Raw genomic sequence first — 20,721 nt, 5'->3', positions numbered from 1 at the left:
GGCTTCAAATTCCATGACAAGAATTTCAACCAATCGCTCTCAGAGGCTTTGCGACGATATTCCATGTAGCTTTATTAATGCTGTCATCAAATGTGCCGATAGTCAAAAAACCTAGTTTTTCCACATGTGAATGATAAGATCGAGGGTTTTTTTGATCAATGAACCCGATAGCATAGTCGTATTTTGGCCCCAATTGTTTCGATGCATATTCATACAGCTTTGGCAATATTCCTTTGGAGCGATATTCTTTATCAATGCAAATAGACTCCAATGCGCAATATTTAGTGTCATTAAGTTGTTTGCCGTTGATTTTTATCTGCTTTGAAATTTTTTGAAGTTCAGTAAGCGCGTCCAGATTAACATCCAAACGTGCTTTTTCCAAGCAAATAAGATAAGCGACAAGTTTATCATTTTCATAAGCGCCTATGACCAGCTCGTTTTTGATCATATCTTGCAGGACATCCTCAGAAGTCTCCAACGTGACATAACCATCTTTTTTCCTTTTCTCAAGATTTACGTTTCTCTTAAGATTGGTTTGTTGCAGATTGATGATTTGATCTAAATCTTCTTCTTTAGCGCTCTTGACGATTATCTCAGACATAATAATATTGAAAGTTCATTATGTCAATTTCCAGAGGCCTTATTTGTTTCAGAAAATTTATCAAAAAATCATATTTCTATCTTAAAGCAAGTCTTTTCTTCTGTAGAAGAAACGGAAATTTTGCCTCCATGTAGATTAACGATTTGTTTGGAAAGGCTTAAGCCAATGCCGTTTCCATTATCTTTCGTTGTGAAAAAAGGCACAAATATATTTTTCAAAGCTTCGGGAGGAATTTTACGGCCATTATTGCAGACAAATAGCACCAAAACCCCCGAATTGTTTTGATGAGCATCGATATTAATTTCCAAGGTTCTATGCTCGTCTTTGGCTTCCCAAGCATTTTTCAAAATATTGGTAAGAGTCTGCGTCATCAAGCCTTCGTCCACAGAAATCAAGAACTCCTTCGGATATATCTTAATACTAATTTTAGTATTGTCAAAACAATTATTCTCTTTGGCCGAGTGAATGGATTTATGAATCAGTTCAGCGATATTAATATCTTTCTTTTTGGGCTTTGGAAGCTCAATAAAGCCTCTATAAAGCTTGACAAAGTGCATCAAATGATCGCTTTGCCCTTTGATTATTTCCAAACCACGCTGAAGTGTCGGAATTTTCGAAACCGGCTCGATATCGCTATTATTTACGAGTTCAGACAAGCTTTCGGACAATGAAGTGATAGGTGTGAGCGTATTCATGATTTCATGCGTAAGCACTTGAAACAGCTTGTTCCAAGATTCGAGCTCCTGATATTCAAGTTCGTGCTCAATGTCATGCACGCTGACAAAAGTATACTCGTCATTTTTAATGGCAACGGTCGAAGACTGAATCAAATATTTCGCTTTTCGATGCTGTTGGTGTGATTCGAAAAGAAACTTTTTCCATGTTTTCGCTTTTTCCAAAGCTTCTTTCCATTCGGAGTTGCTATTGAATAATTGTCGAATATGCGAAAGCTGGCCGACTCCGACTTGCTCTTTAAAGCGCTTATTGGAATGGACTATCTTCCAATTATCTTTGTATGTCAGAATGCCGATATTGATATTTTCAATCAAAAAACGAAAATACTCGGTTTGTTTAGCGGTTTCATCATGCTGGGACTTGAATTTCAGTTGCAATTGCTCCAATTTCTTTATCAATTCAGAACTAATCCCTGATGACTTTTGGGCATGTATGCTAAAGTCATCATTAATCAAGCTTTCCAAAGCGCATATGATTGCTTCATTATAAGTTTCGTATTTGTGAAGCAAATAGAGGAGAAAAAACACGTCAAAAACAGCGATTCCAATGAGTCCATACCCACCCAAATATTTTGGAATAAAAGCATGCAATCCGGCGATCAAGATGAAAGTGAAAGCTAATTTCAATAAGTTCAATTTCATGACAGCGAGTATTTTTTCATTTTATTGTATAGTGTCTGGCGTGTAATGCCCAAGTGAGAAGAGGCCATGGAAATGTTATTTTCAAAACGCTTAAGCGCATTGACGATCATTAATTTTTCCATTTCCTCAAGCGTAATATCCTTGACCGCAACATTTCCAATGTCTATATTCTCCAGTTGCAAACTGCTGACGGTAATAGTATCGCTCTCATTCAGTATAACCAACCTTTCGATATTATGCTCCAATTGTCTTACATTGCCGGGCCAATGATAATTCAATATTTTTTGTTGGGCTTGATCGCTGAGCGTCATCCTATCTCTATGGTATTTTGAGCAAAATTTATCGATGAAAAAATTCGCCAGTAGCAAAATGTCATCGCCTCTATCTCTAAGCGGGGGCACTTCTATTTGAATCGTATTGATTCTGTAAAATAAATCCTCTCGAAATAATTGTTGGCTTACCATTTTCGTAATGCTCTTGTTGGTCGCGCATATCAATCGAATATCAATGGGAATAACAATGTTAGAGCCCAACTTTACGATTTCTCGATTCTGAAGCACTTTTAATAATTTGGCTTGGAGACCGTAGGAAAGATTGCTGATTTCGTCTAGGAATATGCTCCCGTCATTAGCGAGTTCAAACTTGCCTACTCGATCCTCCTTGGCATCCGTATAGGCTCCCTTGACATGCCCGAACATTTCACTTTCGAATAATGTCTCGCTTAGAGATCCCACATCGACATTGACCAATGGATGGCCGTTACGATTGGAATGTCCATGTATCGCTTTGGCGACAAGCTCCTTGCCCGTTCCGTTTTCTCCGCTGATCAAAACATTGGTGTCGGTTTTTGATACTCTCTCAATGATTTTTTTCATGGAACACATCACAGGAGACTGCCCTAATATCTGATCAACCGTGAAGGCTTTTTCTGTTGTTTTAAGATCCTTGGAGTTGCTTTTATCCTGTTTTTTCTGAGCGTTGAATGACAGCTCAATGCTTTTCTTCACCGTCTCCAACATTTTTTTATTTTCCCAAGGCTTGAGTATGAAGTCGCTGGCTCCTAATTTAATTGTCTCCACAGCCAACTCGATATTGCCATACGCAGTGATCATCACAATGCTTAAATGAGGATATCTGCTTTTAGCTTCTTTCAGCCAATAAAGTCCTTCATTTCCATTTTGTATTTTGGAAGCGAAATTCATATCCAACAGAAGCAATTGATAATCTGTTTTGCTCAATTCGCTGAACAATAATTTGGGATCATGAATGCACTTCACGCATTCATAATGAGGCGCTAAAAGTATATCCAAAGCGGAGAGCAAAGCTCTGTTGTCATCGAGTATGAGAATCTTGCCTTTCATATTTCCGAATATATCGAGCAAATCAAAATTGCGCAAATGAGTGTCAAAAATTTTTACACCTTTGGGATAATTATCATTTTTAAATTAAACGCTTATTCTTTATAATTTGATTTTAACATGCGTAGAGCATATTCATATCACTTATTCTTGAAGAGCTTTTCGTATTTCAGATTGTATCGACAGAATGCTGTTATCTCCATTTCCTTGCGAAAGGTAAGTAATAAAGCCTTCTCTATTGATAACTAGGTTTTTAGGAATGCTTCCTGAAGCATATTTATCCCATATTTCTTTCTTGGAATCAATTCCGCTCTCAAAATTTATCCCTTTTGATTTAAGTTGCGCAAGCTTTGGCTTTACTTTCTCCGGTTTTTCGTCGATTGATATAGGCAGGAAGATGAAGTCTTCGTTTTCAAATTCATCAATAATTTTAGAAGGGATTTCATAAAGTTCACGAATACATGACGCGCACCAAGTTGCCCAGAAACTTACCAAAATGACTTTGCCTTTTAATTCTTTGGATTGAATGGTTTTTCCATTTGTCATTTGAATTTCAAAGTCGATGATTTTGTCCCCTTTTTTAACTTTGAATTCTGAATCGGTAGAGGCAGAGCTCTTTTTTATTTCAGAAATAGAGCTGTCATGGATTTCGCCCTCATTATAAAGCTCGATCATGAAAATGAATTCCTTGGCAATTAACTGATAACCATGCTTTGCATTCAATTGCTTGAATGTTTCTTCAGAGACACCGTTATGAATGGATTTGATTTTATTTTCTTTTGCTAGTTCCTCCACTTTTTCAATCGTGACAATTGTATCTTTAATCATATAGACAGTTTCATGATTCGTCTGAGCGAAACTATTACAAGCCAATAACGCAAAAAATAAGAAAAGTGCTTTTTTCATAATGAATCCTTAAAAAATTTATTTTGCCAACTTCCCAAAGGTCTGTTGAATAACAAAAAGATGCTAATGAGCTTAATTAGCTTTTCAATTGATTTTGATTGGAATTTATTCATAATGCATCGATTCAGTCACATAAACAGGCTTTACTTAGCATGAGGCTTTCAATGATGTTGTCTAATTTTTTGACATCCACTGACTAATTTTTTGTCACATCGATGAATTCAAAAATTATCAACTTACTGAAAATCAACATATTAAAGATTTGGTCATTTTTTTGGCATGCTTGAAATATAAGCAATGACGAAAAGATGGAAAGAATATTTACTATAGCGATGTTATGCTTGGTGCTTGGAGGAAAGGCAAATGGTCAAGCGTTGAGAACTTTGGAGGAGTGCATAACCTATGGTTTGGAAAATAACTTGGAGCTGAAAGGAGAAGTGTTGAAGATGCGTCATGCGGAACTTGACTTGTCAGAAAGCAAGTGGAGTTTTACGCCACGTTTGAATATGTACGCGGATGCGGGATATAATTTTGGAAGATCTATCGACCCGAATACCAATCAATATTCCGAGAATCAATTTTTTAACCATAGCCAATCTATCAATGCTCAATGGGAGCTTTTCAATGGATTTGCTAAAATAAAGGATTTCAAAAGCCGAAAATTATCGCTTCAAGCGACTGAGCATAATGTGCAAGCAAGAAAAGATCTTTTGGCTTTCGATATACTGGAGAAATATTGTTTTGTCCAGTACTATGAATCTTGTCGACTGACAATGGAGAAACAGCTGGACTATTCTCAAAAGAACCATGCTTACACGATAGAACTCGTAGAGTTGGGCATCAAAGCAGAAGCGGATTTATATCAAGTGAAAGCGCAGTTGGAAAAGGACAAATTCAATTTATTGAAGGCTAAAAATGACAAAGAAAAATCCATAGCTGAATTAAAACGAATATTGAATCTTCCGATTGACATTCAACTGCATTTGGACTTGCAAGTTTTATCAGAACATGATGCTTTGCTTGTGGAGGCTATGCTTGAAAAAAAATTATTGGAAAAGTATTCTCCCGCATTGCAAGCCAAGAGAATCAATTTTCTGTCTGCGGAATCAATGCTCAAAGCCCAAAGAGCAAGGTATGCTCCAAGCTTAGGCCTCGACGCACGTATGAACACTGGATATTTTGAAACGAACCTCGATGAACTGGGAAATATCATTCGCTTTCAAGAACAGTTTAAAAACAATTTGAATCAATATGTTGGATTGAATCTTACGATACCAATCTTTAATCAGTCGTCCAATCGATTGGCTGTGCAACGAGCAAAAATAGATATGGCTGTCGCTGAAAATGAATTGGCAATGGAAAAACTGAAACTAAGCCAAGATTATCAAGATAGTTTCAGAGAATGGAAAGCTTTGGCTTTGGAAACTGTGCAATTAAAATCTCAACAAACAGCGGAGATAATAGCGCTCCAAAAGGCTCAAGAACAATATCATGAAGGATTGGTGAGCATTTTCTCTCTACTGGAAAGCCAAAACAAGCTTTCTGCTACAGAGAATGAATTGACGCTGGCGAAGATTAATTATCTGGTGGAGAAAAGAATGCTTTTGTATTATGGTGGAATCAGATTTTGGGAATAACGGAAGAAAAAATGGATAAAAAGATACATAAAAAAAGAACACTCCCATGGAAAACATGGGTAGGTTTATTTGCCGGCATGCTAGTGTTAGGGTATTTGGCTTATACCGCTAGAAATCGAATGAGAGTAATGAGAGTGAGCGCTGACAGAATAGAAGTCGCTAATGCGATCTGGGGCGAATTTGAAGAGAGAATAGTTATTTCAAGCAAGGTAAAACCCATACAGACCATTGTATTGGATGCAATCGAAGGCGGAAGGGTAACGAACAAATACTTGGATGGCGGCAATATGGTCAGCAAAGGTGATCAGATCATTAGCTTGGAGAATATGTCATTGTACCAAGCGATATTGAACAGCGAAGCTTCATTAGCGGAAAAAGAAAATTACCTGCGCAATACCCAGATTACATTTGAGACAGAGCTTATACAGTCCAGAAAAAACTTATTGGAGACTGAATTTCAATTGTCAAAAACTAAAAGGCAGTATGAGCAAAAGAAAAGACTTCTGGAAAAAGGCTTGATCCCAAGAGAGGAATATCTCGATGCCAAGGATAACTATCTTTTGCAGAAAGAAACACAGCAAATCAATCGACAAAAAGCGAAAAATGACTCGTTATTTCAACTTACTGCTATTCATACCTTGCAAGAGGATTTATTGAAAATGCGCAAAAACTTAAGCCATGTGCAAAGCAGATTAAAAGCATTGGAAGTAACATCTCCTATTGATGGCCAGCTAGGAACACTTGAGGCAAATATTGGCGAATCAATTAGTCCGGGAGAGCGAATAGGCGTAGTTCATGACTTGTCTGATTATAAATTGGAAGCTGAGATCGATGAGCATTACATTGACCGAATCAATGTAGGAATGCATGCGGAAGTAAGAAGGTCAGCAAAGGTTTTCAACCTATCGATAGCGAAGATTTTCCCGGAAGTAAAAGAAGGAAAATTCAAAGCCGAGCTGAAATTTGAAAAGCAAAGTCCTCAACGAATGCGAACCGGACAGCATTACACTTTATATCTCAATTTGGATGAGGCAAGAGAATCCATAATGTTGCCAAGAGGAGCTTTTACACGATCAAGTGGCGGACGATGGGTATTTGTTATGGATGAGACAGGCAAAAGAGCCCTTAAGAGAGATATTAAAACTGGAAAACAAAATGACAAATACATTGAGGTGCTGTCAGGTTTGAGCGAAGGCGAGCGAGTCTTGATTTCAAGCTATGAAAGCTTTGAAAAATATGAAGAACTATTTATCGAATGAATCAATAAAAACAATGATCAATATCCAACGATGAGTTTAGATATGATGCTCATCGGCTATGCAAGCTTAAAATATTTAAAGGAATACGGACTAAGTCAAAAGTAGCGGATATACTAGTTGGCTTGATACCTTCTGAAAGTTTCTTACGTTGAATTTCTGGGAGACTTTGCATTTGCGATCATGACCTCAAGAGACTTATCGTCCGATGATCCTAAGAACTAAAAATTTTTTATCAAATGAACAATATCATCAAGTTGGAAAAAGTAAACCAAGTCTTCAGAACAGAGGAAGTGGAGACCAGAGCATTGAATGAAATAGGCTTGGAAGTGAAGGAAGGCGAATTTTTGGCGATAATGGGGCCTTCAGGATGTGGAAAGTCTACTTTGCTAAATATAATTGGTCTGCTGGATACTCCTGAATCGGGCAAATATGTATTCGACGGAAATGATACCCAGTACTTGAAAGAAAAAGGCAAGACCGAATTGAGAAAAGGAAATATTGGATTTGTATTTCAAGACTTCAATTTGATTGATGAGCTGACAGTGTTTGAAAATGTGGAGATGCCTTTGATTTACTTAGGCATTTCATCTTCCGAACGAAAGGCAAAAGTGATGAAAACTTTGGAACGCATGAAAATCAGTCATCGAAGAGGTCATTTTCCAGCTCAGCTTTCAGGTGGACAACAACAAAGAGTTGCTATTGCGCGAGCTGTGGTGGCTGATCCCAAATTGCTCTTGGCCGATGAGCCTACAGGAAACCTTGACTCTAAAAATGGCCAACAAGTAATGGAATTGTTGACGGAATTAAACAAGCAAGGAACTACCGTGGTGATGGTGACTCACTCTCAGAGAGACGCTGATTATGCTCATCGGGTCATCCATTTAAATGACGGAGAGGTCTCTCAGGAAATGGTACAAAGAACGATTGGAAGCCTTTTAATGTAATAGCCATGTACAGACTATACTTTAAATTGGCCATCAGGAATTTGATGAAGCATAAGTTGAATTCCTTTATAATGATTTTAGGGATGGCGATAGGCTTGGCGAGCATAATGTTTTCATATTTATTCTTTAAGAATGAAATGAGTTATGACGCATTTCATGATAATGGTGAAAATATCTACAGGTCTCATCCTGTTAGTTTTGATGATAAGAATGCTTATTATTCTGGATTTTACTATCCCGGAGGAGAGGTGTTGAAAGGTGAAATACCGGAAGTGGAACAGATGCTTAGATTATCGACAAGCCAAGCTCCATTGTATATTGACAGGCAAAAGCTCACAGCACAACTTATGCTTTCTGATCCGAATATTTTCGATTTTTTTTCCTTCAAGCTTGTCCAAGGCAATGAAAAGGAAGTATTGAAGGGAAAGCATAGCGCAGTGGTTACGGAAAGTTTTGCTTTGTCAAATTTTGGGTCCATCGATAATTCCATAGGGAAAAGTTTTGAATACATGCATCAAACATTTTCGATAACAGGAGTTGCCGAAGATCCTCCAGGCAATACGCATTTGAATTTCGAAGTGGTGATTCCTATCAAGTTCTTTGGAGAACACCCAAGTGTGTATGTTGGGTGGAAAGGCGGATACACTCCAATAACCTTTCTGTCCTTAGCTTCAAATGCGGATATTTCCCAAGTTGAGGATAAAGCGACTCAAATATTTCAGAAATACAGTGATCAAGACAAAGAACATTCAATTGTTAAGCTGCAGAGGATTTCCGATATACATACCAGCGAATATGTTCTTTTTGATTTTCATGGCAAGAGAAATATTGAATCCATATTAACAATTTTGACAGTGTCATTGGTCATCTTTTTGTTGGCAACTTTGAATTTCACGGTTTTATATGTTGCCCAAAAAGATGAGAACACTAAAAACATCGCCTTGTTGAAACTCTATGGCGCAAAACCTAAGGATATAAGTTTGTTGACTTTTATTGAAACATTGATAATAATTGTCATATCGGCTTTGATCGGCTTGGGCTTATTATATGGAGAAACTGTGCTTGTGAATAACTGGCTTGGAATACAATTAGCCATAAGCGACTATTCTTGGTTTGAATTAATCATAGGTTTTGGCTTGTTAGTCTCATTGGGCATTGTGGTGTCCTTATTGACCCTGAGGAAAATGATAAGCCAGAGCTTGATAAGCAAGACTCAGTCTGCATTATTATCCAAAAGAAAATCGTCGAATCAAGGTCGTTTAATGTTGGGAGGACAGTTTTTTATTATGCTGGTGTTAATGAGCACTAGCGGCGTAGTTTACTTTCAACACCAATATATGCTGGAAAAATCGCTTGGATACAAGACGGATAATTTTTTAACAATCGAAAGCGAAGACAATCTTCCTGCAGATAAATTTGCTTCCTTGAAATCGAAGCTTTTGTCTATGAGCGAAATTGAAAGCGTGACTTTGACATCTCAAAGACTTGGCAGTGGATTGACCTCTAATGGTTATAAAATAGGCCATTCCATTGATTTCAAAATATTGAATACGATTTATGTAGATGAAAGTTTTATTGATTGCATGGGTATTGAAATATTGGAAGGCGATGACTTTTCCAAGCATATGGAAGCTAATCAAGATAAAATCCTGATCAACCAAAGACTAACAGAACTAGAAGGCTGGAAAAATATACTGGAGACCAAAATCCATCGAAATGGTATAAGCTATGATGTGATTGGTGTAACGGATAATTTCCATTTCGCTTCAGTCATGAATGCGATAGATCCGGTTATTATTAATCCAAATCCTCAAAATGATGGCTGGAACTATTCTTGTCTGAATGTCAGAGCTAATACTGATGATTTATTTTCCTTAAGAAGAAAACTTAAAGATGCTTGGACAGAGAGTTTTCCAGAAAATAATAGCGAAGTGTTATTCACCGAAGATTATTTGCAAGCTCAGTACAACGATATCAGCAATTTGAATCAAGTGAATTTATTGGCTTGCGCTGTTTCGATCATCTTGGGTTTGATGGGACTTTGGGGCATTACGATGTTCACTGTTCGTAAAAGGTACAGAGAGATAGCGATAAGAAAAATCAATGGGGCCTCCGTTTCAGATATATTCAAGTTGATACTTGCTGATTATATGAGATGGGTTGGAGTTGCGGTTATATTAGCTTTGCCTTTGGTGTATTACATTGCAGTGTATTGGTTGAATGGTTTTCCATATCGCATAGCATTGCCTCATGGATTATTTGTGGTCAATATTTTTTCTGTATTGCTCTTGGCTACACTGACTATTATTGCTCAAAGCTGGTCGGCTGCGAACCAAAAGTCGATAGAAACCTTAAGAGGATTGTGATTTTTTGAGACTAATATTTTTTATCAAATGAGTAGTATTATCGAATTGAAAAAAGTGAGCTTATTTTTCAGAATAAAAAAAGCGAAATCAAAGAGCTTAAATGAAATAAGTTTGGAGGAGAAAAGGAAAGAGTCGTTGGCTATTGTAAAAATGAGCAAGTATGTAATTAAGGATAATAATATAATGTGATCGTCATGTATAGATTATATTTTAAATTAGCCATCAGGAATTTGATGAAGAATAAGTTGAATTCCTTTATAATGATTTTAGGAATGGCCATAGGCTTATCAAGTATATTTTTTTCGTATTTTTTCTTTAAGAATGAAATGAGTTATGATGCATTTCATCACAATGGTGAAAATATTTACAGGGTACTGCCAGTCAGTCAAGACGATAAGAATCTTTATTATTCAGAATTATATTATCCAGGAGGAAAAGTATTAAAAGACGAAATACCAGAAGTCGAGCAAATGCTTAGATTGTCTACCGACCCTGCGCCATTGTATATTGACAGGGAAAAAATTATAGCTCAATTAATGCTGTCTGACCCGAATATTTTTGAGTTCTTTTCATTCAATCTCATTCAAGGTAATGAAAAGGAAGTATTGAAAGGAAAGCATAGCGCAGTGATTACGGAAAGTTTTGCTTTTTCAAATTTTGGATCCATCGATAACTCCATAGGAAAAAGCTTTGATTATGGTCATCAGACATTTTCGATCACAGGTGTAGCAGAAGATCCGCCGGGAAATACGCATATGAATTTTGATGTGATAATTCCAATTCATTTTCTTGGAGAATATTCAAGTACTCACATTGGGTGGATGACATTTTTTTCAATAATTCCAGAAGCTGAAGTTTCTCAAGTTGAGAATAAAGCGACTCAGATATTTCAAAAATATAGTGATCAAGACAAAGAACATTCAATTGTTAAGCTGCAGAGGCTTTCCGATATACATACCAGCGAATATGTTCTTTTTGATTTTCATGGCAAGAGAAATATTGAATCCATATTAACAATTTTGACAGTGTCATTGGTCATCTTTTTGTTGGCAACTTTGAATTTCACGGTTTTATATGTTGCCCAAAAAGATGAGAACACTAAAAACATCGCCTTGTTGAAACTCTATGGTGCAAAACCTAAGGATATAAGCTTGTTGACTTTTATTGAGACATTGGTAATGATTGTCATATCGGCTTTGATCGGCTTGAGCTTATTATATGGAGAAACTGTGCTTGTGAATAACTGGCTTGGAATACAATTAGCCATAAGCGACTATTCTTGGTTTGAATTAATCATAGGTTTTGGCTTGTTAGTCTCATTGGGCATTGTGGTGTCCTTATTGACCCTGAGGAAAATGATAAGCCAGAGCTTGATAAGCAAGACTCAGTCTGCATTATTATCCAAAAGAAAATCGTCGAATCAAGGTCGTTTAATGTTGGGAGGGCAGTTTTTTATTATGCTGGTGTTAATGAGCACTAGTGGCGTAGTTTACTTTCAACACCAATATATGCTGGAAAAATCGCTCGGATACAAGACGGATAATTTTTTAACAATCGAAAGCGAAGACAATCTTCCTGCAGATAAATTTGCTTCCTTGAAATCGAAGTTATTGTCTATGAGCGAAATTGAAAGCGTAACTCTAACATCTCAAAGACTTGGCAGCGGACTGACCTCTAATGGTTATAAAATAGGCTTTTCTGCTGATTTGAAGTTAGTCAATACGATTTATGTAGATGAAAATTTTATAGAATCTATGGGCATTGGAATATTGGACGGTAATGATTTCGCAAAACATATGGAAGCCAATCAGAACAAAGTTTTGGTTAACCAAAGGCTTACAGAACTAGAAGGCTGGAAAAATATATTGGAGACCAAAATCCATCGAAATGGTATAAGCTATGATGTGATTGGTGTAACGGATAATTTTCATTTCGCTTCAGTCATGAATGCGATAGATCCGGTTATTATTAATCCAAATCCTCAAAATGATGGCTGGAATTATTCTTGTCTGAATGTCAGAGCTAATACTGATGATTTATTTTCCTTAAAAAGAAAACTTAAAGATACTTGGACAGAGAGTTTTCCAGAAAATAATAGCGAAGTGTTATTCACCGAAGATTATTTGCAAGCTCAGTACAATGATATCAGAAATTTGAATCAAGTGAATCTATTGGCTTGTGCTGTTTCGATCATCTTGGGTTTGATGGGACTTTGGGGCATTACGATGTTCACTATTCGTAAAAGGTACAGAGAGATTGCGATAAGAAAAATCAATGGGGCTTCCGTTTCAGATATATTCAATTTGATACTTGCTGACTATATGAAATGGATTGGAACTGCGGTTGTATTGGCTTTGCCTTTGGTATATTACATTGCAGTGTATTGGTTGAGTGGTTTTCCATATCGCATAGCATTGCCTCATGGATTATTTGTGGTCAATATTTTTTCTGTATTGCTCTTGGCTACACTGACTATTATTGCTCAAAGCTGGTCGGCTGCGAACCAAAAGTCGATAGAAACCTTAAGAGGATTGTGATTTTAGAAACTTCTACTACCAAGCTTGATGCTTGGATGTTTTGTAATAGAAGCTGGCTGGTTTATTAGGCCAGCTTTTTTGCTACAATTATCTTATGAAAACGAAATTCGATAAATCATTTTAATCTTAAAAATGCTTTAACATACATGGAGTTCCATTCTATAGATAAGAATAAAAGAACAGACAATAATCTTAAAGCTTCTAATAAAGGAATCTTTAACGAAAAAATAGCTAGTACGCCTTTGATGTTGCAAAGAAAGGCTGAACGAGATGCTATGTTTGGTGGGATAATCCAACGCGATAAAGGAGGGAAATCAACAAGCTTGAGTAATCCTGCTGAAAAGAAAATGGAAGCGCTTGAAGAACCTTTACGCATGCCGGGAGATATTAAAGCTTTGGAAAGCAGTGTTGATCCTGAATATCCAATCAGCGGTTTGACTTTCGAGGTCAATGCGCATAAAGACAATATGCCGGGGCATGCATGGTTTGCAATCAAACACCATGGGAAGCAAATTGTGGAGGCAGGTTCGGGCTTGTCACCTTTTCCATCCAGTAGAAGCGGAGCTCACTATGAATATTTGGAATACAACTATCATGATGAATTTGCCAAAAAAATTCATTCAAGAGAGTATCCTATGACATCATGTCAACTGAAAGCGGTATTAAAAAGTCTCACAGAGTGGAAAATAGGAGATGTCGAGTATCGCTTGATGGGCAATAATTGCATGGATTTCGTGCGAAGAACTATGAAAGAGCAAATGGGCATTAAGCCTCCCTATGCCGGTATAGTTCCGACACCAAGAGGCTTTATTAGAGCAAATAGGCTTAGAAATACTCTAATGAGCATTAGTAGAGTTTTAAGAATATTAAAAAAATAGTTTGTTAACAACCTGTCTTTTCATCGCTACACCCCGCCATCCAGCCAATTTTTAAAGCTTTTCACTCTTTCTCTACTGACAATCATTTCCTCATCGGTTTTGGGTTCTGTTTCGATAATGATTCGACTATTGAACCAAGAGCTTATATTTCCAATGCTATTGATATTGACGATATATTTTCGGTTGACTCTGAAGAAAATCTCTTTGTTAAGCTGTTGCTCTAAATCGGACAAGCTGTTGTCGATGGGATATTTGTCTCCATTGAATAAGCGTATGAAGCTAATGCCTTCATCATAATAGATAATAGCGACCTCTTCGCTTTTGATGGATTTATATTTGTCGCCGATTTTGATAAGAAAGCGTTTTTTTTCCGGCTTGTCTTTAAGTTGCAACAATTCTTGAAAATCATCCTGACTATTGTCTGAAAACATGTTTTTCATGTTGGAAAACTTGTCCAGCACCTTTTTCACTTCCGCTTTATCATAAGGCTTGACGATATAATCAATACTATTCAGTTTGAAAGCTTCAAGAGCGTATTGGCTGTAAGCCGTAGTAAATACGATGGGAGCATTGACTTTTACCTGTTGATAAATTTCAAAGCATTTGCCATCGGTAAGCTCTATGTCTTGGAAAATCAAATTTGGATGCTTGTTTTCTTTAAGCCATTTGACGCTCTCTTCCACCGACATGAGTTTCGCTACAACCTCAAACTCCGGATCATATGATTTTATCAGTTCTTCCAACCAGTCAGCGGTAAGATATTCGTCCTCAATGATTAAAATTCTCATACTCTTCTTGACTTATTATTGGTATTTGAACAATGAAAAAATGATCGTCATCGAGAATTTCCAAAGACGATTCCGTTAGCAATTTGTATCGTATTTTTATGTTTTTCAAACCATAGCCAATGTTATCATTATGGTTTTCCTTTCTATTGATATTATTTTTAAGAATTATATAATCCCCTTTGGCGAAAATTTCCACTTTCAACGGATGATTAACATTGAACTTATTGTGCTTGATGGCATTTTCTATCAAAATTTGGAATGTGCAAGGAGCGATGATTGTGTTTTTCGCTAGCTTTTCATCGATATCTATGCTCATGATGATGGATTCATTGAATCGCGTTTTAAGCAAGAAAAAGTAGTTTTCAGCCAATTTAATTTCGTCCTCCAAAGAAACCATAGGCTGGCTGTTCTGCTCGATAGTATATCTCAATGTTTGAGAAAGCTTAACGATGAATTCAGAAGCTAAGTCAATATTACTATGCAATAGTCCGGAAAGAACACTCAGACTATTGAAAAGAAAATGGGGTTCAAGCTGGGATCTTAAAGTCATGTATTGAGATACTGCGTATTGTTTTTCGAGTTCTTTGACGCGAAGTTGCTCCTCTCTTATTTTTTTTTCTTTGTCAATACTTAACCCTATCCAATAGATCATCATATAGAACATCATAATACCAGCAATTAGATTGAGATTAAGGTATTTGAAATCTATCCAAAGATGTCCATTATGAAATAAATGAGTGTCACCGTATTGATAAATCTTCGAGGAAACTAACGCTATTAAAAAGCTGATGAAAAAATTTATGCCAATTTGATATTTTGCAGGCAGTGGGGCAATTTTGTTATTTATGTAATCGACAAGATACCAACAGCATAGCCAAAAGGGAACGAAGAACGCTGTAAAAACCAATCTTCGTGTGGTGATCTCGGTTTCATCTTGAAAGCTTAGATCAAAGCTAGTCAACATCAGTTGAAGGATGAAAACTATGGCTAGTCGTTGGCCTAGCATCAAATAAGGTTTTTTGCGATTCATATATATTTATAGGTTTTGAACCAAGCAATGGCATCCTCCATAGCGTGCTCGATACGAGTTTCTTTCATATTCAACTCTTTTTGGGCTTTGTCGTTGCAAAAATAATTGTCCAAACAAAAAAGCCTCTGGGTCACTTTGTCAAATGGCAAGCTCGAAGAAAATGAATTGTTCCATTTTTCGCATATTGAAGCGACTGTCTTCAGGCTTCCGTATGAAGGTTTAAGCAGAAACTTTTTTTGAGAAGTCAATTCTTCAACCTTTTTGAAAAAACTGGAGAATGTCAAATTTTGACCTGCCAAAAGATAAGCTTCGCCAGAACTGCCCATAGTCAAAGCATTGACAGTTGCTTCAGCAGCATAACGTACATCCACAAAACTTTTCCCCCCCGGAGGACAGAAGACAAAACGATTTTTAAGTCCATGCAACAACAGTGCCCCGCTGGAAGGGCCTGCGTCTCTTCCTCCGATCATGAATGTGGGAGCGACAACAACTACTTCCAAGCCTTTGGCTTTCGCTTCCTTTAGCACATATTCTTGGGCCAAATGCTTGCTATAAGCATACCCGGATTTTTCCAGCCATGGCATGAAGCCTTTGGACTCATTGCCGGGATTTTCAATTGTTCCATTGGAGAAACAATTTGCAGTGCTGACAAATACCAAACGTTTTACCTTGTATTTGACACAAGCTTTAACCACCAGCTTTGTGCTTTCAATATTGGCTTCTTGATAAGATTCCAATTTATTGACCGGATGTCTTGTCTGTGCGGCTGAGTGAATCACATAGTCACAATCGGAGATCGCTTGGTCAATATCATTCTCATCGGTGACTTGTCCTTCGAAAGGAACATATCTAAGTCCGGCAAGCCCGAGTTTGTTGGCTCCTTTTCGAGTCATGGCTATCGCGCAATAATTTTGCTTATTAAGCTCTTCCACAATATTGGAACCTAATAAGCCATTTGCTCCTGTGACAAGTACTCGTCCTTTTTGTATATGAGACATAAAATTTTGCGGTTAATGTTGAGAAAGTGTGTTGTGCCAAATATCAAAGAATCTAGTTTTCGCAATTACCCTGATGTGGGAATTTGTGCTTGAACTTAAGAATCAACCAATATGCCAAAGCAGAGGCAAATACGCCTGTGATTAGGCCTCCAACCATCATGGAGAAAAACACTTTATTTCCTGCCATGAATATTGACTTAATATACTCCAAGTTAAGCGTTTCCGGCAATTCATAGTCTAACTTATAGCCGAGAATTTTTTTCCCTAGCCAAAAATTAAATGCGAATACAAATGATCCGGTAAAAACGTTGGTGTTGAACACAGCCAAACAAGCTGCTTTTTTATTGATTTTGAGAATAGCGGCTATCGCCATGGCTACCAACATTTGAAAGCCTGGAATGGGAAGCATTCCTACAAATGAACCAATTGCAAATCCTCTGGCTATGGATTCGGGGGCAGCTTCTATTGAAAATATTTTACGAATTTGCTTTTTCATGAAGCTGTTATTTCATTCAGGATGTTTTTCCTTATCAAAGGAAGTCTAAGGTTATCCGGGCATAGCTTCATGAACATGCGACTGACTTTATTCATGAATCCGGGTACAATCTGTCTTTCCCCTCTTAAAGCTTTATCCATGCATATTTCCGCTACTTTTTGAGCGCTTAATATGGTGGATTTCACTAAAATATTGTTGTGTTTATTGATTCGTTCAGCCATTTGTGGATTTGTAGGCATGCCGCCCGGATGAGCAACGCTTACATGAACGCCCGTGCCCGTTAATTCTTCGGCAAGGCCAAGAGAAAATGACTCCACAAAAGCTTTGGAAGCTGGATAAACCGTCTTAAAAGGCATAGCACCAAAAGCCGCTACGCTGGAAATATTCAAAATATAAGCTTCCTGCTGCAATTTTAGCAAAGGCAGCAATCCTCTTGTAAGCCTGACTAATGCCGTAATATTAAGCGAGATGATATTGCTAATATAGTTTTCTGAAGCTTCTTCGAATTTTAATGTTCCTCCCATGCCGGCATTGTTGATGAGCATGTCTATGTCAAAATTGGAAGAAATCCAATCGATCAACTCGCCAAGCTGTATGCTGTTTGTCAGGTCAGCTTCGTAGGCGTGAACTTTGACATTGTATTTGAGACTGATGTCAAGCGCTAACTGGGAAATACGTTCATTGGGAAGCGAAATGATAATCAGCGATCTTCCTCTTTTTGCGCAGGCGATGGCAAGCTCCTTGCCAAGTCCTTGGCTGGCGCCGGTTATGACGGTATATTGGGGTTTGATGTTTTCTATCATATCTAATATTATTGAACGGTTGTACTTTTGATGGAATGCCCTTTGATTTGTTTCGTCTTCTCAATGACGGGCTTTGTCATATAAAAGCTATAGCTAAACAGAGTAGGAAACTATGATGATTTACTTGGTGCTAATACTTATTAGCTAGAACTATCTAACGAATTATTTTCCTCAGACTTGTTTTTTAGCATTGCAAAAGAGCTGATAATCATGGGTTGCAAGAATTTATCTTGAATAAATCGTGGCATAATAGGCTTTCCCGGAGCAATCGAAGTATATGTTAATTTGCTGCTATGCTCGTTGATTGGTCTTAAAATCCATTTGTCATAATAAATTTTTTGCCGATTGACACCTTTTATTTCTTCCAACCGATTAGGGAATGACTCTCCAATGATGGTCAAGGAATCTTCTTTGCTCTCAACTTTATATGAGACGATCAAGTCTTGTTGAGGAAATAATGAAGGGATATCAAAGATCATGTAACTAGTCCATTTCATGCTGTCCTTGTCCATGACTTGCGCCTCTTTGATCTCAGGTTTCCAAGCCATAAGCTTTTCAGAATCATTGAGCATCTTTAATATTTCTTCTGGAGATGCAGTGATAGTGGTAGTGACTTTGAGTTGTCTTGTTTTGAGAGTATCTCCTAACATGATCCAGCGGTACATTAATTTTGTCCCTTTAGAACTTTTAGCAGTTTTCCACTTTCCTATAGGAACGAAATCCTGAGCTGTGGAGAAGTTGGCGGTAGCCACAAGGAGATAGAATGCAATGATAATCTTATACATATCTTTTGTTCTTGTTCATTGCAAAGGTAGATAGAAGGTAATCGATGTCTTGGGGCTTTTCGGTGAGTCGTAGAATTGACTTTTGAATCGTAAAATATAAAACTGAATTGCGAGTTGAAAAAATGAAAGCACAGAGACAGCTTAACAATCTCTGCGCTTATTAAATTGTTAGTAATTAGACAGTTGACTTCTCCAAAGTTATTCTTTCAAGATTTAATCCTTCTTCTTTTTGGGATTTGATAATGCTCCAGCCACTTTTCAAATAAAAGCTAACAGCTTGCTTGTTTTCCAAAAATGTTTCCAGTCGCATTCGCTCATATCCTTCTTCAGCGATTTTACTTTCGGCAAATTGCAAAAGAGTTGTTCCCAGTCCTTTTCCGTGTATATTGGAATCAATCATCATCAAATCAATGAAGTTCTCATAAAATATACAAAAGCCAAGAATTTCCTTTTCATTTGCCAATACATAGCAATGTTCGAAATGCTTGACAAATTCCTCGTCAGCGGCTCCGCTATCAATAAACATATTGATGGTCTCTTCGGAAAAGAAAGCTGTATAACTATGTCGAATCGTTCTTCTGGCTATCGTTTGCGCTTCGACTAATTCTTTATCGTTTATTTTTCTTATGTTATAATCCATAATTCGTTATTTGAATCGTTTCTTTTGATTTTGAACTCTCTTGATCATTTTTCCAAAATCCTTTTGACTCTTTCTTTTTTCCCAGACAGTCTGCGAATAATGGTTTTGCTCCCGTTTGAGTTTTTGATAACTGTAAAGAAGCTCTTCTTCAAGTTCTCCATTTTCTATCGCCTCTGAGACAGCGCATCCATCTTCATTGGTATGCGTGCAGTTGGAATATTTACATCCTTCTGCCAATGAAGCGATTTGCTCAAAAGTGGCGTCAATTGAACGATCTCCATCCGTAACGCCTACCTCCCGCATTCCGGGAGTGTCAACGATAGCAAACCCATCTTGCAAGTACATTAACCGCCTATATGTAGTAGTATGCCTGCCTTTGCCATGGCTAGCACTGATCTCGGATGTTTTCATAAGACTATTGCTTGCCAACCAATTGATCAAAGTCGATTTTCCTACGCCTGAGGAGCCCATAAAACAATACGTTCGGTTTTTAGCCATTGAGTTTTGTAGCGTGTGCAATGTCTCAATCTTATTTATGCTTACAGAGATCACTTGTGCTTGAGGATGTCGTTCTTGAATTTGCGATGATAGTTTTAAAACATCTTGCTCTTCCAATAAATCAGTCTTTGTCAAAAGGACTATGGGCTCTAAATCTCCATCATAACATATGGTTAAATATCTATCGATTCGTCTTAAATTGAAGTCTTGTCCTACAGACATGGCTATGATTCCGCTGTCAGCATTAGCCGCTATGACTTGATCATTACTTGAGCTTCCTACTGATTGTCTTCGCAAGATTGTTTTTCGTTTGAATATTTCTAAGATAATAGCATGATCATCATTCATTGGAACAATCTTGACCCAATCTCCCACAGCGGGCATGTCCAAAGAACTTTGAGCCGAAAACCTCAAATTACCCGCTAACTCAGCTGATATTTCAGCATCCGGTGTAAGAATTTCATATCGATCTTTATGCACAGCAATGACTTGAGCGATCTCCTCTTTTGACCACCCAGAACTGCTCATGATATTTTTAAAATTGTATATATATGCTTGGTTTTCCATTGTAGGAAATATTTTTCATGAATAAGAATATTTATGGCAGGAGTTTAATAAGCACATAAGGCTAGTTGACTTTAAAACATGATGATTTAGGAATCAAGTTAGAACTCCCGATGAATTAAGGTAATAGATATGATTAGCCATTGGTCTAGTAAAATACTTGAAAGTATGGCTCGGCATATCCACTAAGAATGGAGCGGACGCACCTGTCTTGTATTCAGCGAAAAGAGTTTTCGCTTAAAGCAATCAGACGGTTG

At 37.3% G+C, this 20,721-nt stretch carries 18 protein-coding genes; 6 read left to right on the top strand and 12 right to left on the bottom strand.

Annotated features, from left to right (window positions below; all coding sequences use genetic code 11):
- Window positions 1-25: 25 nt before the first annotated feature.
- From AABK36_RS01950 to AABK36_RS01935, 4 genes are all read right to left on the bottom strand, one after another.
- Window positions 26-601 carry a GNAT family N-acetyltransferase gene (locus AABK36_RS01950; protein WP_309937353.1) on the bottom strand — a complete coding sequence of 192 codons (576 nt, stop codon included), beginning with the start codon at window positions 599-601 and terminating at the stop codon, window positions 26-28.
- A gap of 68 nt (window positions 602-669) precedes the next feature.
- Window positions 670-1,977 carry a sensor histidine kinase gene (locus AABK36_RS01945; RefSeq protein WP_309937352.1) on the bottom strand — a complete coding sequence of 436 codons (1,308 nt, stop codon included), beginning with the start codon at window positions 1,975-1,977 and terminating at the stop codon, window positions 670-672.
- On the bottom strand, window positions 1,974-3,338 hold the full coding sequence (locus AABK36_RS01940) for a sigma-54-dependent transcriptional regulator (RefSeq protein WP_309937351.1): 1,365 nt from the start codon (window positions 3,336-3,338) through the stop codon (window positions 1,974-1,976). The genes AABK36_RS01945 and AABK36_RS01940 overlap by 4 nt, the downstream gene beginning before the upstream one ends.
- A 141-nt stretch (window positions 3,339-3,479) precedes the next feature.
- Window positions 3,480-4,241: a TlpA family protein disulfide reductase gene (locus AABK36_RS01935; RefSeq protein ID WP_309937350.1), complete on the bottom strand. Its 762-nt coding sequence runs from the start codon at window positions 4,239-4,241 to the stop codon at window positions 3,480-3,482.
- Window positions 4,242-4,549: 308 nt separating this feature from the next.
- Between AABK36_RS01935 and AABK36_RS01930 the strand changes: the two genes are divergently transcribed.
- The 6 genes from AABK36_RS01930 to AABK36_RS01905 all read left to right on the top strand — a co-directional run bounded on the left by AABK36_RS01930 (window position 4,550) and on the right by AABK36_RS01905 (window position 13,862).
- Window positions 4,550-5,878, top strand: a complete 1,329-nt coding sequence (locus tag AABK36_RS01930) for a TolC family protein (protein ID WP_309937349.1) — start codon at window positions 4,550-4,552, stop codon at window positions 5,876-5,878.
- 11 nt (window positions 5,879-5,889) lie between these two features.
- Window positions 5,890-7,137 (top strand): efflux RND transporter periplasmic adaptor subunit, encoded by a 1,248-nt coding sequence (locus tag AABK36_RS01925; RefSeq protein WP_309937348.1) that lies wholly within the window; start codon window positions 5,890-5,892, stop codon window positions 7,135-7,137.
- A 236-nt stretch (window positions 7,138-7,373) separates the two neighbouring features.
- Window positions 7,374-8,081, top strand: coding sequence for an ABC transporter ATP-binding protein (locus AABK36_RS01920; RefSeq protein ID WP_309937346.1), 708 nt, complete (start codon window positions 7,374-7,376; stop codon window positions 8,079-8,081).
- Window positions 8,082-8,086: 5 nt separating this feature from the next.
- Window positions 8,087-10,447 (top strand): ABC transporter permease, encoded by a 2,361-nt coding sequence (locus AABK36_RS01915; protein ID WP_309937345.1) that lies wholly within the window; start codon window positions 8,087-8,089, stop codon window positions 10,445-10,447.
- A gap of 194 nt (window positions 10,448-10,641) precedes the next feature.
- Window positions 10,642-12,984, top strand: coding sequence for an ABC transporter permease (locus tag AABK36_RS01910; protein WP_309937344.1), 2,343 nt, complete (start codon window positions 10,642-10,644; stop codon window positions 12,982-12,984).
- Between the two features lie 146 nt (window positions 12,985-13,130).
- On the top strand, window positions 13,131-13,862 hold the full coding sequence (locus AABK36_RS01905) for a hypothetical protein (RefSeq protein ID WP_309937343.1): 732 nt from the start codon (window positions 13,131-13,133) through the stop codon (window positions 13,860-13,862).
- A gap of 26 nt (window positions 13,863-13,888) precedes the next feature.
- On the opposite strand, the gene AABK36_RS01900 is transcribed toward AABK36_RS01905, so the two are convergent.
- The 8 genes from AABK36_RS01900 to rsgA form a co-directional block, all read right to left on the bottom strand.
- The gene (locus tag AABK36_RS01900; RefSeq protein WP_309937342.1) at window positions 13,889-14,650 is read right to left on the bottom strand and encodes a LytR/AlgR family response regulator transcription factor; all 762 of its coding nucleotides are present in this window, start codon (window positions 14,648-14,650) and stop codon (window positions 13,889-13,891) included.
- On the bottom strand, window positions 14,631-15,680 hold the full coding sequence (locus AABK36_RS01895; protein ID WP_309937341.1) for a sensor histidine kinase: 1,050 nt from the start codon (window positions 15,678-15,680) through the stop codon (window positions 14,631-14,633). Before AABK36_RS01895 ends, AABK36_RS01900 begins: the two co-directional genes overlap by 20 nt.
- Window positions 15,677-16,678 carry an NAD-dependent epimerase/dehydratase family protein gene (locus AABK36_RS01890; protein WP_309937340.1) on the bottom strand — a complete coding sequence of 334 codons (1,002 nt, stop codon included), beginning with the start codon at window positions 16,676-16,678 and terminating at the stop codon, window positions 15,677-15,679. The genes AABK36_RS01895 and AABK36_RS01890 overlap by 4 nt, the downstream gene beginning before the upstream one ends.
- A 52-nt stretch (window positions 16,679-16,730) precedes the next feature.
- On the bottom strand, window positions 16,731-17,174 hold the full coding sequence (locus AABK36_RS01885) for a DUF2062 domain-containing protein (protein ID WP_309937339.1): 444 nt from the start codon (window positions 17,172-17,174) through the stop codon (window positions 16,731-16,733).
- On the bottom strand, window positions 17,171-17,977 hold the full coding sequence (locus AABK36_RS01880) for an SDR family NAD(P)-dependent oxidoreductase (RefSeq protein ID WP_309937338.1): 807 nt from the start codon (window positions 17,975-17,977) through the stop codon (window positions 17,171-17,173). Before AABK36_RS01880 ends, AABK36_RS01885 begins: the two co-directional genes overlap by 4 nt.
- 140 nt (window positions 17,978-18,117) lie before the next feature.
- A complete protein-coding gene (locus tag AABK36_RS01875; protein WP_309937337.1) occupies window positions 18,118-18,762 on the bottom strand; it encodes an SRPBCC family protein in 645 nt (214 codons plus the stop codon).
- 175 nt (window positions 18,763-18,937) lie between these two features.
- Window positions 18,938-19,402: a GNAT family N-acetyltransferase gene (locus AABK36_RS01870; RefSeq protein WP_309937336.1), complete on the bottom strand. Its 465-nt coding sequence runs from the start codon at window positions 19,400-19,402 to the stop codon at window positions 18,938-18,940.
- A 6-nt stretch (window positions 19,403-19,408) separates the two neighbouring features.
- The gene (rsgA, locus tag AABK36_RS01865) at window positions 19,409-20,467 is read right to left on the bottom strand and encodes a ribosome small subunit-dependent GTPase A (RefSeq protein ID WP_309937335.1); all 1,059 of its coding nucleotides are present in this window, start codon (window positions 20,465-20,467) and stop codon (window positions 19,409-19,411) included.
- Window positions 20,468-20,721: the final 254 nt, after the last annotated feature.

Origin of the sequence: Aureibacter tunicatorum (assembly GCF_036492635.1) — a bacterium.
In the GTDB taxonomy this organism is placed as follows: Bacteria; Bacteroidota; Bacteroidia; order Cytophagales; family Cyclobacteriaceae; genus Aureibacter; species Aureibacter tunicatorum.
The sequence above is the reverse complement of the archived record's forward strand: the minus strand, read 5'-3'. Positions and strand labels throughout refer to the sequence as shown.

Excerpts from the sequence above, each read along its gene's own strand:
- AABK36_RS01950 (WP_309937353.1), bottom strand. The coding sequence starts at position 601 with ATGTCTGAGATAATCGTCAAGAGCGCTAAAGAAGAAGATTTAGATCAA.
- AABK36_RS01910 (WP_309937344.1), top strand. The coding sequence starts at position 10,642 with ATGTATAGATTATATTTTAAATTAGCCATCAGGAATTTGATGAAGAAT.
- AABK36_RS01885 (WP_309937339.1), bottom strand. The coding sequence starts at position 17,174 with ATGAAAAAGCAAATTCGTAAAATATTTTCAATAGAAGCTGCCCCCGAA.
- AABK36_RS01880 (WP_309937338.1), bottom strand. The coding sequence starts at position 17,977 with ATGATAGAAAACATCAAACCCCAATATACCGTCATAACCGGCGCCAGC.
- AABK36_RS01890 (WP_309937340.1), bottom strand. The coding sequence starts at position 16,678 with ATGTCTCATATACAAAAAGGACGAGTACTTGTCACAGGAGCAAATGGC.
- AABK36_RS01900 (WP_309937342.1), bottom strand. The coding sequence starts at position 14,650 with ATGAGAATTTTAATCATTGAGGACGAATATCTTACCGCTGACTGGTTG.
- AABK36_RS01895 (WP_309937341.1), bottom strand. The coding sequence starts at position 15,680 with ATGAATCGCAAAAAACCTTATTTGATGCTAGGCCAACGACTAGCCATA.
- AABK36_RS01875 (WP_309937337.1), bottom strand. The coding sequence starts at position 18,762 with ATGTATAAGATTATCATTGCATTCTATCTCCTTGTGGCTACCGCCAAC.
- AABK36_RS01945 (WP_309937352.1), bottom strand. The coding sequence starts at position 1,977 with ATGAAATTGAACTTATTGAAATTAGCTTTCACTTTCATCTTGATCGCC.
- AABK36_RS01935 (WP_309937350.1), bottom strand. The coding sequence starts at position 4,241 with ATGAAAAAAGCACTTTTCTTATTTTTTGCGTTATTGGCTTGTAATAGT.
- AABK36_RS01925 (WP_309937348.1), top strand. The coding sequence starts at position 5,890 with ATGGATAAAAAGATACATAAAAAAAGAACACTCCCATGGAAAACATGG.
- AABK36_RS01870 (WP_309937336.1), bottom strand. The coding sequence starts at position 19,402 with ATGGATTATAACATAAGAAAAATAAACGATAAAGAATTAGTCGAAGCG.
- AABK36_RS01905 (WP_309937343.1), top strand. The coding sequence starts at position 13,131 with ATGGAGTTCCATTCTATAGATAAGAATAAAAGAACAGACAATAATCTT.
- rsgA (WP_309937335.1), bottom strand. The coding sequence starts at position 20,467 with ATGGAAAACCAAGCATATATATACAATTTTAAAAATATCATGAGCAGT.
- AABK36_RS01930 (WP_309937349.1), top strand. The coding sequence starts at position 4,550 with ATGGAAAGAATATTTACTATAGCGATGTTATGCTTGGTGCTTGGAGGA.
- AABK36_RS01920 (WP_309937346.1), top strand. The coding sequence starts at position 7,374 with ATGAACAATATCATCAAGTTGGAAAAAGTAAACCAAGTCTTCAGAACA.
- AABK36_RS01940 (WP_309937351.1), bottom strand. The coding sequence starts at position 3,338 with ATGAAAGGCAAGATTCTCATACTCGATGACAACAGAGCTTTGCTCTCC.
- AABK36_RS01915 (WP_309937345.1), top strand. The coding sequence starts at position 8,087 with ATGTACAGACTATACTTTAAATTGGCCATCAGGAATTTGATGAAGCAT.